This window comes from Anaerolineales bacterium, assembly GCA_025808555.1.
In the GTDB taxonomy this organism is placed as follows: Bacteria; Chloroflexota; Anaerolineae; order Anaerolineales; family UBA11579; genus JAMCZK01.
In genome coordinates this window covers 328,048-340,581 of the sequence record CP075526.1, presented here as the reverse complement: position 1 = coordinate 340,581, position 12,534 = coordinate 328,048, and the positions used below count along the sequence as shown (strand labels likewise).

At 57.8% G+C, this 12,534-nt stretch carries 10 protein-coding genes and 1 tRNA gene; 5 read left to right on the top strand and 6 right to left on the bottom strand.

From position 1 onward, the window contains the following. Window positions 1–4: 4 nt before the first annotated feature. The 3 genes from KIT08_01980 to KIT08_01970 form a co-directional block, all read right to left on the bottom strand. Window positions 5–1,078 (bottom strand): restriction endonuclease subunit S, encoded by a 1,074-nt coding sequence (locus tag KIT08_01980; GenBank protein UYN90017.1) that lies wholly within the window; start codon window positions 1,076–1,078, stop codon window positions 5–7. A 79-nt stretch (window positions 1,079–1,157) separates the two neighbouring features. Next, a complete protein-coding gene (locus KIT08_01975) occupies window positions 1,158–2,651 on the bottom strand; it encodes an SAM-dependent DNA methyltransferase (protein UYN90016.1) in 1,494 nt (497 codons plus the stop codon). Between the two features lie 22 nt (window positions 2,652–2,673). After that, on the bottom strand, window positions 2,674–2,904 hold the full coding sequence (locus KIT08_01970; protein ID UYN90015.1) for a DUF2007 domain-containing protein: 231 nt from the start codon (window positions 2,902–2,904) through the stop codon (window positions 2,674–2,676). A 75-nt stretch (window positions 2,905–2,979) separates the two neighbouring features. Here KIT08_01970 and KIT08_01965 point away from each other — a divergent pair, with 75 nt between their 5' ends. Beyond that, a complete protein-coding gene (locus KIT08_01965) occupies window positions 2,980–4,557 on the top strand; it encodes a hypothetical protein (protein UYN90014.1) in 1,578 nt (525 codons plus the stop codon). Beyond that, complete coding sequence (locus KIT08_01960; GenBank protein UYN90013.1) at window positions 4,554–4,970, top strand: hypothetical protein; 417 nt, start codon at window positions 4,554–4,556, stop codon at window positions 4,968–4,970. Before KIT08_01965 ends, KIT08_01960 begins: the two co-directional genes overlap by 4 nt. Window positions 4,971–5,103: 133 nt before the next feature. Here the strand turns inward: KIT08_01960 and KIT08_01955 are convergent. The 3 genes from KIT08_01955 to KIT08_01945 all read right to left on the bottom strand — a co-directional run bounded on the left by KIT08_01955 (window position 5,104) and on the right by KIT08_01945 (window position 8,970). Further along, window positions 5,104–5,177, bottom strand: a tRNA-Arg gene (locus KIT08_01955). A 35-nt stretch (window positions 5,178–5,212) separates the two neighbouring features. Continuing rightward, window positions 5,213–6,205, bottom strand: coding sequence for a TIGR01777 family oxidoreductase (locus tag KIT08_01950; GenBank protein UYN90012.1), 993 nt, complete (start codon window positions 6,203–6,205; stop codon window positions 5,213–5,215). After that, window positions 6,202–8,970: a PAS domain S-box protein gene (locus KIT08_01945; protein ID UYN90011.1), complete on the bottom strand. Its 2,769-nt coding sequence runs from the start codon at window positions 8,968–8,970 to the stop codon at window positions 6,202–6,204. The genes KIT08_01950 and KIT08_01945 overlap by 4 nt, the downstream gene beginning before the upstream one ends. Before the next feature lie 203 nt (window positions 8,971–9,173). Between KIT08_01945 and KIT08_01940 the strand changes: the two genes are divergently transcribed. Genes KIT08_01940 through KIT08_01930 form a run of 3 tightly spaced genes read left to right on the top strand, consistent with a single transcriptional unit; the run spans window position 9,174 to window position 12,524 of the window. Then, window positions 9,174–10,793: a ThiF family adenylyltransferase gene (locus tag KIT08_01940; GenBank protein ID UYN90010.1), complete on the top strand. Its 1,620-nt coding sequence runs from the start codon at window positions 9,174–9,176 to the stop codon at window positions 10,791–10,793. Between the two features lie 55 nt (window positions 10,794–10,848). Then, complete coding sequence (locus tag KIT08_01935) at window positions 10,849–11,658, top strand: hypothetical protein (GenBank protein ID UYN90009.1); 810 nt, start codon at window positions 10,849–10,851, stop codon at window positions 11,656–11,658. 17 nt (window positions 11,659–11,675) lie between these two features. Beyond that, window positions 11,676–12,524: a hypothetical protein gene (locus KIT08_01930; GenBank protein UYN90008.1), complete on the top strand. Its 849-nt coding sequence runs from the start codon at window positions 11,676–11,678 to the stop codon at window positions 12,522–12,524. Window positions 12,525–12,534 lie beyond the last annotated feature (10 nt).

Sequence of the window (12,534 nt, the reverse complement as noted above, 5' to 3'; positions counted from 1 at the left end):
CTAGTTAGCAGAAAAACTGTTGATTTAAAGATGACGCTAAATCATTAAGTTGGCTTATTGAAAGCTGGTGTTTTACCCTCAACTCCATAGTTGCTTTGTAAATATCATCAAATTTCTTTTGTAAATCTATAGGTGGCAAAGCGAACTTAATTTTTTCAATTCTAAATAAAGCCAATTTGCCAATCGTAACTTGACCAGTTTGAGAAGTAATCTGAGATTTCATGTATGGCGACTGCAGCGCAAAAGATAGAAAATTTGCAGTATATGTATTTGGGCGCTTAGGGGTAAGCTTGGCTGCATTCTCAGTCAGGTTTACCCCATGCAGACTGCGTCCAATAGGCAAGGTTGCCCCAATAGTACCTGCGATACTAATCACGACATCTTCTTCGCTAACTACATACTTGGAGATTTCTGCCTGCGTTTCTGGATACAAGTAGAGCAGCGAATTGGGATTTACAACACCAGTTTTGAAATCCAGAACTCTCAAGTACTTATATGGAGTGGGTTCGGGCGAATAAGAGTACCCTTTGGGTAGTCTTTTACCGCCTTTTACATCACATATCTCCCCGATTGAGACTTCTCTCCATCCATTGTTGGCTGCCAAGTCCCCAAACATCTCGAGGAATACACTCTGCGCCAGGTCATACAGCCGGGCAAGCGCTCGCCGCCGCAAGGCGCGCAGCTCATGCACTTTGTCGAAGATGGCGGCGATGCGGTGCTGCTCGGCCAGGGACGGGAGGGGGATTTGCAGGTCAGCAACAAAACTGGCAGGAAGCCTTTTTTGTCCTGCGCTCCCTGTCATTCTCTTTGCTCCCACAGCCCTTATCGCATCCTGCTTTAAGAAGTGAAACAAATACTTGGTATCCAATGCACTGGTAGCAGGACGCACAACATGGAATTCGGTTGTTCCGAACCCAAGTTCATGTCTTATATTCGCTATCGCAAGTTTCCCATTCTCAAAAGATGGCGTTATTTTTGCGATAAGGATGTCCCCCTTCCTAAATGGAGTGTATAGTTTCTTAACTTCGTTTAGTTTCCGAGTAACTTCAGCTTCAATTCTTAAAGTGACTTCAGACACGGCACTCATCGGAACAAAGGAGACATCCGTGTCGCTCGGGGCTCCTTGGGAGTCTAGCGCAGGATTAACTCGGGCAACTTCAGACAGAGCGATTTTCGGCGAACTCATTTAACGCGCCTTGCAAGTCTTCTAATCCCTTTACGATATCTTTCTCAAGATCGTTGAGGTTATTCAAAATAGCCCCTGGCGAGTCAACAGCCTGTGTCTTGTAACTAAACTCCTTATAACGGTTGATGCTCAAATCATAATTGTTTGAGAGAAGCCCGGCTTTTGTGACAAAGAAGGATTGCTCGTCCCGTGTCCTTCCCGCTTCGAGGTCTAATTCGCTCCATCGGTTGACTATATCGGGGATATTGTTTTCTTGATGGCTTTGACTAAGAGGAGTCCTTTTGTCATCCAGGCTAAAGCCATCCGCCTGCATCTGGTAGAACCATACTTTTTCCGTACCACCCGCGCCGGTCTTGGTGAAGACAAGCACGGCCGTACTTACGCCTGCATAGGGTTTAAACACGCCCGAGGGCATTGAAATTACGGCTTGCAATTGATGCTCTTCGACAAGGGTTTTGCGGATGGCCTTGTGCGACTTGGAGGAACCAAAAAGCAGGCCTTCTGGCACAATCACAGCTGCGCGGCCGCCTGGCTTGAGCAAACGTAAAAACAGGGCCAGAAAGAGAAGTTCGGTTTTCTTTGTCTTGGCAACCGCTTGTAGATCCTTTGCGGTGCTATCGAAGTCTAGTGAGCCGGTGAAGGGTGGGTTGGCAAGCACAACGCTGTACTGCCCCCCATTTGTCATAGCGTCTTCGGATAAGCTGTCCTGATTGCGGATAACTGGGTTGTCGATGCCGTGCAAGAGCATGTTCATGGTAGCAATACGCAGCATGGTGCTATCAAAATCGAAGCCGTGGAACATATCGCCTTCGTAGCGCTGGCGTAACGCTGCTTTTTGAAGGATCTCTGGGTGGTTATCTTTAAGATACTCGGCGGCAGCAACCAGAAAGCCGGCTGTGCCGCAGGCAGGGTCGCAGATGGTGTCTTCGGGCGTGGGCTTCACCAACTCAACCATCATCTTGATTATGTGGCGTGGCGTAAGGAATTGACCGTTTTGACCGGAGGTTTTTAGTTTGCTCAATAGATATTCGTATACGTCGCCCTTGGTGTCGCGGTCTGTCATGGGGACGTTGTCAAGCATGCCCACAACCTTTGTAAGCAGGTTGGCTTTCTCGGGAGGCAGGGTGAAGCGGGCATCTTTCATGTGGGTAACATAATCGCCATTGCCGAGAGTGCGGATGAATGGAAAAACTTCATCCACAATCACCGTATATAGTTCTTCGGCGGGCAAGTTGCGAAAATGTGACCAGCGCAAGTGCTGTTTGTCTTTAGCAAAAAGCACTTTAGTTCGTTTTTCTTTCAGACGGTTTGCTTTGGCTTCTTCTAGTGTTTCAATTTCATCTAGACGCTTGATAAAGAGCAGGTATGTCAACTGCTCAATCACTTCCATTGGATTGGCAATTCCCCCGGTCCAAAACACTTCCCAAATGCGGTCAATCTGGTTGCGTATCTCTCCCGTTAGCATTTGAGGATTATAAGGCTACTAGCTATTTCCCAATCACCTCGTCCACTAGCGCCTTGGCCGCTTGTTCATGCTCGGCGGCCACGTAAAGCTCAATCTCGCTCATGCTGCCGACGAAGGTTCCATACACCTGGGCGGCGGCTTCCTTGGTGAGCAGCACCTGCATGCCCTGCGCCTCCAGCATGCCGCGCAGAACCTCGGCCTGCGCCGGGTCGTGCAGGGTGACAAGTTTGACGAAGCGGTTCTCGCTGTTCATACAAGAGAGTATAGCCTACGACTTCGCTGTTCACTCTTCACCGCGTATGATGTATAATCTCGCCGCTGTTTCATAATGCTTGTAAGTACAGACCCCATCGACTGGCAAAACTTCTCCATCGAAGACGCAGATCTCGAGTTTCTGTCTGCATACCTGCTGGAGCATGAGACTCCGCTTGGGCCCGAGGCGTTGGCGGTGCAGCTCATCGCCAACCGCATCACCAACCCGCGCCCGCAGCCGAAGGATGGCGAGAGTGAGAAGGCCTACCTGCCCAAAGAGCCGTATGCGGCCGGGGACAAGGTCTACTTTCCCGCGCTGAAGAATATTGGCGGGCGGGTCAGCGCGGTGCGCCCCGCCAGCGTGATCGGCAGCGAAGGGTTTGACGTCATCAGCGTGGCCATGGAAGATGGCACCACGCGTGAATTTGCGGCCCGCCTGGCCCAGCATGCCCTCAACGACCCGCCCAAACAGGAAAGCTCTGCTGTGGATGCGATGGCCGAGGGCAGGCAGCATGCCAAAGAGATCATGCCGGTGCTGGTGGAAGCGTTGCAATCCAGCCCGGAGTTTGTGTACATTGCCGGCCGCTGGTTCCCCAAGGCCCTGATCGTGGACGTGGACCCGGGCCAGCTTAACGTGGCCGAGGCGATCCTGGATATGGCTGGCGGCGGGCCGCTGCCCACCAGCCAACTGCTGGGCGAGGTCGAGCTGCCGGATGGGGTGAACCTCAAGCTGGCCGAGTTCTCGCTGGATCTGGCGCTGCAGCACGATGACCGCTTCGACGAAGTGGGTTCTACTGGTGAGGTGGCCTGGTTCCTGCGCCGCCTGGAGCCGGAGGCCGTGCAGAAAGTGCCCGTCTACCTGCGCTATACCCCGGTGGGGTTTGACCCCAGCCCGCTGACCGAAGACATGCGCGACCTTGTGCGCTCTTTGGACGATGAACTGTCCTTCCATAATTTACTGGACGACAATGCCCCCGAAGTGGTGGACGTGGCGCTGATCTTCCCGCATTGGCGGGTGGGCAGCCTGCCGCTGACGCCCAAGATGGCCAAGCTGTTCCCCAGCGCCATCGAGTCGCCACGGGTGCGATTCACTTTTGTGGATGAGAAGAGCGGCGAAACCTTCCCTGGTTGGGTGGTGCGCCAGCAGCGCTATATCTACGGCCTGCGCGGATGGCTGGACAAACACGGCCTGATGCCAGGCAGCCTGGTGCGCCTGCGCCGCGGCGAGAAGCCGGGCGAGATCGTTATTTCCAGCGAGGCCCATCGCTCCAGCAAGGAGTGGGTGCGCACCGCGCTGGTGGGAGCAGACGGCGGTGTGGTGTATGCCACGCTCAAGCAGCAGGTCAGCGGCGCGTTCGACGAGCGCATGATGATCTATCTGCCCGGCGAGCTGGCCGCAATCGATGCCATTTGGGAGAAGCGAGCCGGACAGGACACCAGCCAGCAAGCCGGCCTCGAAAGCATTGTGGACAAGGCTCTGCACGAGCTGGCCAAGCTGAGCCTGCAGGGCAATGTGCACGCCGCCGAGATCTACTCGGCGGTGAACCTGACCCTGCGCTGCCCGCCGGGCCGCATTGTGGCCACGCTGGCCGGCAACCCGCGCTACGAGCATGTGGGCCATCTGCATTTCCGCCTGGCGGAGGCGGCCGAATGAGCCTGATCAAACCGATGGCCGATACGCCGTTCCAGATCGATTTCGACTGGTGGCGTGAGAACGACCGTGAGTGGCGCGTCTACCTGCGCGGCCTGCTGGGCAGCGAACAGGAAGCCGCCCTGGCTGACATCAGCGGCGAGGAGCAGGTGGACTGGGTGGACCCGGCCACCGCCGAAGTCAAGCGCGTCAATATTCTGCAATTCCTGCTGATGGGTCACTATGCCCGCCAGGGCGCTGAAGACGGCGTCTCGCTGGTCGAAAGCATCTTCCGCGCCTTCCTGATGAACGGCAACCAGCCGCTCAGCTCCGAAGAGCTGGGCGAGCTGCTGGGCCGCCCGGCCCAGACGATCCTGCGCACCATCTCCGGCGCGCGGGTCTACCGCGGCATCCGCCCGGTCGTGCCGGCTGAATAGTACGCTGCGGCAACGCCGCAGCGTTTGGAGTTGCTGCGCAACTCCTTGTACACAGACCATTGATTTCTAAAATCTGCAATTGGGGACTAGCGGAAGTTTTGCCTGGAACCCCTTGATCGTGAGCCATCGATAGCGCCCCCGGCAGGATTCGAACCTGCGACCTACGGATTAGAAGTCCGTTGCTCTATCCAGCTGAGCTACGGGAGCGTGCAGTGATTATACAGACCAATCCACTGAACTGACTAAGCGACTGCGTTGACTTTCCAGCGCCTGCATAGATCCTCGGCCGCGGCGGGCCAGTGGGGATACTGGAACTCGAAGCCTTCAGCCAGCAGGCGACCAGGCAAAACATAGCGGCTCTTGAGAATTAATTCTGTTTCCGTTTGCATGAAGAATGAAGCGATCTCCAGCATCCAGCGTGTGGAGGGCAGGCCGATGGGTATGCCCCAGGCACGGCGCAGGGCGCGCATGAAATCGTCCATCGGCAGCGGGTTGGGCGCGGCCAGGTTGATGATGCCGCTCATGTGCTCGTTGGCGATGAGCCAGTCCACCGCGGCGATGTAGTCGGCGTCGTGCAGCCAGGAGACCATCTGGCGGCCGCTGGCCACCCGGCCGCCCAGGCCGCGGCGCACCAAGCCGAGCAGGGTATCGAAGATGCCGCCTCGGTCTGGGCTGAGGGTCAGCACCGTGCGGGTGATCACTTTGCGGGTGAGCGGCGTCTCGGTTTCGTTGGCGGCCTGCTCCCAGGCTTTGGCGACATCAATACTGAAGCGCCAAGCGTGTGGCGCGTCAGGCTCCTCGCCGCCCAGGATGCCGTCTTCGTTGTTGGGGCGACTATAGCTGTGGCCGTAGATGGTGGCGGTGCTGGCCTGGATCCAGACCTGGGGTGCATTCTTCGCCTGGGCGATGGCCTGGCTCAGGATGCGCGTAGAATTCACGCGTGAATCCATGATGAGGCGCTTGTTCTCGGGCGTGTAGCGGCAGTTGACGCTGCGCCCGGCCAGACCGAAGACGGCATCGGCGCCTTCGAGCTGCTGCGTCCAGTCGCCGAGCGTCTGCGCGTCCCAGTGAGTGGTGCGCCACGCTTGTGGAGTGGGGCGGCGGCTGAGTACGACGACGTCGTGGCCCTGAGCATGATAATGGCGTGCCAGCAGCGTGCCGACCTGGCCGCTGCCGCCTGCCAGAACGATCTTAGCTGGGCGGCGAGCTGACCTTTGATGCGCTGTGGTTGTCATTGGCCGTCTTCCATTTTGAGGAAGAACTTCACAATCTCAGGGTCAAAGTGAGATCCAGCCTGTTCTGCTATGTAGTTAAGCGCTTTTTTCCTTGACCATGCTTTCCGGTAGGGCCGATCACTGGTGAGCGCGTCGTATACGTCTGCTACGGCAAAGATGCGCGCGGCATATGGGATCTCCTCGCCGCTGAGGCCGCGTGGATAGCCGCTGCCATCCCATTTTTCGTGATGAGAGTACGGGATTGCGAGCGCATCCCTAAGATAGGCAATAGGAGTAAGCATACGGTGGGCCAACGTTGGATGCTGCTTCATTAGTTGCCATTCCTCAGCATCCAGCTTGTCTGGTTTACGTAGTATTCGATCGGGGATGCCCATCTTGCCTATGTCATGTAGCAGGGCGCCTCTGCGAATATGTACGAGCTCTTCATCTGACAAATCCAATGAGCGCGCCAAATCAAGCGTGAGGTTGGTTACGCGCTGGGTGTGGCCCTCCGTTTCATGATCGCGCAGTTCCAGGGCGCGAGACCAGCCTTCTATGGTTGCGTCATATCCCAGGACGAGATCGTTGTTGGCGCGTTGTAAACCATTGAGCAGCAGATTGTTCTCGATGGCAATTGCGGCCTGGCTGGCCAGGGTTTCAAGATATTCAAGCCACTCGGGATCAGTTTTCAGGATCTTTCGGCTGAAGGTTTCCAGAACACCAAGGGCTTTCCCCTTGGCAATCAGCGGCACACAATGGAATTCCTCAAAACCTTCAAGGTGAAAGTGAGGATCGTCTTGAAAATGTGAGTTTTCCTGTTTGCTCAGGCCGGAGAGAAAGACGGGTTTGCGTTCTAAAATAACCCGGCCAGCGTACGGCTGGCCAAGGCGAATATTGACGTTCTGAACGGCGGATGTCCGGAATCCCTGGCCCGCCAAATAATTCAGTGTATGTGTGGTTTCGTTGTAGATCAGGATATCCGCTGCATCTACCCCGAGTTCCTTGATCGCCTGGGCCACGATAATTTCAAGAGTGAACTTAAGATCGAGGCTGTTGATGATAGCCTTATCGATAGTGCGGAGACTGGCGGTTCTGCCAAGGCGGCGCTGAGATTCCTGGAGCAGGATGAGATTGTGTTCCTCAGTGGCGCGCAACTGGCGCAAGGAGTTATTGCGTTCAGTAATATCAATGAATGTGCTAAGTGCACAATGGATACCATTCACTTCAAGCAGCGTGACTGAGGCCAACACCTCTTTTAAATCTCCGTTGCGAATGCGAACGCTGACTTCAAGGTTCTGAACTGCCCCTGTTTGGTTGATCTGATCTGTTATCTTCTGCAGATTGTCTTGATCCAGGAGACCGAGCTGGGACGCGCTAATGCCGATTATTTCGTTGCGCGAAAAACCTGAAAAAGCGCAGAACACTTCATTGACATCAATTACTTCTTGTGTGGCCAGGTTTGTGAGCACCATAGGAGCAGGACTGAGCCGGAAAGTGGCCGTGAACTGCTCTTCGCTGGCGCGCAGATCTTGCTCCGCTCGCTTACGCTCTGAAATGTCACGAAGAATGACCGAATAAAAACGTTTGCCTTTGATCTCGGTAGACGAGATTGAGGCTTCCAGGGGAAATTCCTCGCCATCTGCGCGTTGGCCAAAAATCTCGCCGAGAGCGCCCTTCCGCCTTGAAGTCGCGCCGCTTTGGCCGAATTTTTCGACATACTGGTTATGGGTATCCTTGAAGCGCGCGGGGATGAGGCGATTGATAGGCTGGCCGATCATCTCGGCGTTCGAGTAGCCAAAGAGCGCCTCGGCAGCTGGATTGAAGAGTATGATCTTTTGCTTATCATCAATCGTGATGATCGCATCCATGGCTGTGTCTAATAAGCCGGCCAGCCGTTGGCTGCTGGTCTCAGCTTTTAGCTGAGCCATTTTGCTTTCTACGGCAATGGCGGTTTGTCCGGCCAGCGCCTCGAAGAACGAAAGCCATTCGGGCGGAGATTCCAGGCGTTGGCGAGTGAAGCATTCAAGGATGCCAATCACGCGGTCATTAGAGATCACTGGAGTGCCAACGTAGCTTACGAAGCCTTCGCGCTGGGCCATCTTGCGCCTCAAAAAGCCTGGCTCGCTTTCCAGCTCAGGAATAAAAAGCGTGGCCCTGTTGTCCATGGCGCGCTTGTCTATGCCCTTTCCGCGGAAGCTCACCAAATCTGCGGCGGACTCGGGCTGGAAGCCTTTATAAAAGATCTCGCTGCCAGATGTTAGGTCAGGCTCGAAAAGCAGCATGTCAACTGCATCCGCTGTAGTGCTGGCAAGCACCAAGTCAAGGATGCGGTCACTGACTGCGGCCAGGTCGGCGTGGGAACTGATGGCCAAATCCACCTGGCGCAGAGTCTGCAATTGGTGCTTCTGAACTTCAAATTGCCGTTCTGTCGTCTGGCTTTGAGTCACCTCCCATGAGAAGATCATCAAGCCGCCGCGCCAGGCTTGCACGCTGAGCTCAAACCATCCCTGTTGAGCATCCGGATAGCTGAAATCGGTTTTAAAGCGTTCTGGCCTGCCTGACTGCATCACTTTCTGCAAAGTGGCGAACAGCGCGGTCGCCTCAATGCCCGGATAACAGTCCATCATTGTTTTTCCGAGTAACTGAGAGCGGCTGCGGTGCGCCTGGGCCACGGCCGCATCATTTAGATATGAATAACGCCATTCGGAATCGATAACCTGGCAGCCTTCAACCAGGCTATCCAGAATGGCCCGTTCGCCCTCAGAGATTACTGACGGCGAGTTCACTTCCTTGCTCCGGAGCCTCGGTGGTTTGGTGAAGAAGGAGCATTGTGCGCCACTTCGTTGACGTCCATATTCCCCTGCGGTACTTGATTGTAGTACCCATGTGGGGGCCGGCCTACTAACAGAACTGTAAGCCTCCTGCTGCGGCCTCCCCCAAGGCTTGTGGTATAGTGGTCTGACCAACAAACCGCAAAAGAGCCACGCGCATGACCAATTCGATCACCCGTAAATCCGTTCCCGAACTTATTGCTGGCCGCATTGCGGCCAGCCTGTTGAAGGGCCAGTACGCCGGCGGCAGCCAACTGCCGGCTGAGCGTGACCTCATCAAGGAGCTCGGGGTCGGGCGCTCCTCGCTGCGCGAGGCGCTGCGCATCCTTTCCGAGGCGGGCCTGCTGGATGCTCAGCAAGGCGTTGGCTGGTTCGTGAACGAGCTCAACTCGGCGCGCATGCTCAAGGCGCGCCAGCTGGCGGCCGAGGCGGCGCCGCCCGCGGTGCCCAAGCGGGCACAGAAGAGCAAGGCGGCCGATGGCCCCAAACGGCTGCCGGTGGCCAAAGAGAAGCCGCTGCACATCCCCAACCTGAAGTCTGACCGCTTGGGTACGTTTGAGTTCATTAGCTGGTGGGAGCGCGAGAAGGTGCAGAACGCGCGCGTGATGGTGGTGGGGGCAGGGGCGCTCGGCAACGAGGTTATCAAGAACCTGACCCTGATGGGTATCGGCAATCTCTACATTGTGGATTTTGACAAGGTGGAAGCGGCCAACCTGAGCCGCAGCATCCTGTTCCGCGAGAAGGACCGCGGGCGCGAGAAGGCGCAGTTGGCCGCGGCGCGTGCGGTGGACATCAACCCGGATGTACGCGTGCAATACCTGCACGGCGACGTCACGACCGACATTGGCCTGGGCGTGTTCCGCCGCATGGACGTCATCATCGGCTGCCTGGACAACCGCGAGGCGCGCCTGGCGGTCAATCGCTTCGCCCATTGGATGAACAAGCCATGGGTGGACGGCGCCATCCAGGAACTGCTGGGGCTGGCGCGCGTGTTCGTGCCGGGCGAGGGCGCCTGCTTTGAATGCACGCTGACCGAGCAGGCTCGCCGAGATCTGGCCATGCGCTACTCCTGCCCTCTGCTGGCGCGCCAGAACATTTTGCTGGGCAAGGTGCCGACTACGCCCACTATCGCTTCCATTATCGGCGCCATGCAGTCGCAGGAGGCGCTCAAGCTGATCCACAACATGCCGGTGGAGCCGGGCAAGGTGCTGCACTACAACGGCTACACCAACTTCATGCACACCACGGCCTACTTGCCGGACGCGGAGTGCGAGAGCCACTGGATCTACGGCGATGTGACCGAGCTGCCGCTGCGTGCCGAGACCAACACGCTGGCCGAGCTGCTGGCGATCGCCCGCGGTGACCTGGGGGCGGACACGGTGCTGGAGCTGGACCAGGAGCTGGTGCTGGCGCTCAACTGCGCGGCGTGCAACACGGTGGAGCGTGTGCTCAAGCCGCTCTCGGATGTGAGCTTTGAAGCCGGGCACTGCCCCAGCTGCGGCGAAATGCGTGAGGTGGACCTGACCCATACCATTACTGGTCAGGAGGACTTCCTGGAGCGCACGCTGCTGAGTGTGGGTGTGCCGCCGCTACATATTTTGCGGGCAACAAACGGCGCTGAGTTTCGTTTCTACGAACTGAGCGGCGATCTGCCGGCTGCGCTGCACTTCAACGACTTTGACGAGGCCGTGCCCGGCCTGCATGCCCCGCGCGTGCGCCTGGGGGAGGCAGTGCAGGGCGAGGCCCCGGCCAGCGGCCGAGTGCACTTGATTGATTAGCATGACACATGCGATAGCGATGAGACGATTTTTATTGGGAGATGAAAGCAGGTTCGTGGAAAGCGCGCTTGGGCGTATCACCTTGTGCGTGCTGTTCGCTACCCTGGTGGGGCTGGGGCTGACCCTACTGTTTGTGCTGCCGACTGCCTTTTCGCCATTTCTGCTCAAGTTCGTCGTCATTATCGGCATCGGCCTGGCGGCCAGTTTCATGAGCCGCCGCGTACTGGCCGGGCGTAGCCCGGCCTTGCGGGCGGCGGCCGCCGCGTTTGCCGGCGTGATCGCTCTGGCGGTGCTGAGCCCGATCACCTTGGGCTTCGTTGGCCTGAATTTGCTGCGCAGCTATGCGATCGCCACGCCGCTGGATGCCGCCATCCAGCTAACGGTGTTGGGCCTGGCGGTGGCCGCAGGCCAGGTCGCCTGGGCGCCCCGCCGCCGCACCGTCATGGTGGAACCACGTGAAGAAGTGGAAGTGAACGTGGCACCGCCACGATCGGCGCCTGCGCGGCCGGAGCCGCGAGCCGCACAAGGGCCGCGAGTGAGCGTGGCGGCTGCCACGCCGCATCCGCGGCGCAGCCAGCCGGCGCCTTCATTTCTGACGCGGGCGCGTGCCAGCGTGTCACGCTTTTTTACACCCGCCCCGTCCACGCGCAAGCTGCGCTCAGCGCGGCCGGCCCGCAAGCGAACGCGCGGCAGCGGCATCACACTCAGCGCGCAGGAGCGGCATGTGTGTCCGTATTGCCTGGAGCCGGTGACCAAGCGGGATGCGCGCGGGATCAAGATCTGTAAGGTCTGCAAGACTTGGCACCACGCAGACTGCTGGGAGATCACGGGCGTGTGCCAAGTGCCGCACGCCTTCCAGAATTGAGTTGAGGAGAGCATTGTATGGCTGACATTGAAGTGACCATCATCCTGCCCAACGGCGGCGCCCGCAAAGCCGAGCTGCCCGATGACGCCCCCGTGCGTGAACTGGTGGTCGAGCTGATTTCGCTATTGGGCCTGCCCACAGTGGGGCCGGATGGCCGCCCGATGGGCTACCGCCTGGACAGCAAGGCCCTGGGCCGCGAGCTGAAGGAGACCGAAACGCTGGCGTCCGCTGAGGTGCCGGCGGAAGACCGTCTGATCCTCACCGCCGACATCACCGCCGGCGCGGTCAAGCTGGGCGAAAGCCCGCGCATGCGCCGCCTGAAGGCTGATTTGCAGCGCATGCAGGAGCTGGCCGCGCAGAGCGACTTGATCGAGTTCAAGGCGATCTCGGCCAATCCCAAAATGCCGCCCGAGACCTACATCGTCACCTACAAGTGCAAGGGCGTCATCGCGGTCAATCACAAGGGCGAGCCCATGCTGGGCGACAAGCACCAGGTCGAGATCTATCTGCACAACCAATATCCGCAGCGCTGGCCGGGCATGAAGTGGCTGACGCCGGTGTGGCACCCCAACATCAACCACCTGAACGGCACGGTGTGTGTGGACGCGGCCTGGTGGACGGCCAGCCGTTCGCTGGACCGCCTGGTGCTGATGATCGGTGAGATGGTGCAGTACAAGAATTTTCACGATGACCCCACCAAGCCACCGTTCCCGTGGGACGCGGAAGCGGCGCGCTGGAGCCGGGCCTACCGTAAAAAGAATCCCAAATTTTTCCCTGTGGATACGCGTGAGCTGCTGCGCCCCGAGCGTGTGCATCTGAAGAAAGCTGCGCCCGCCAAGCAGAAGCCACGCATCAAACTGAAGTGAATCCAAATTC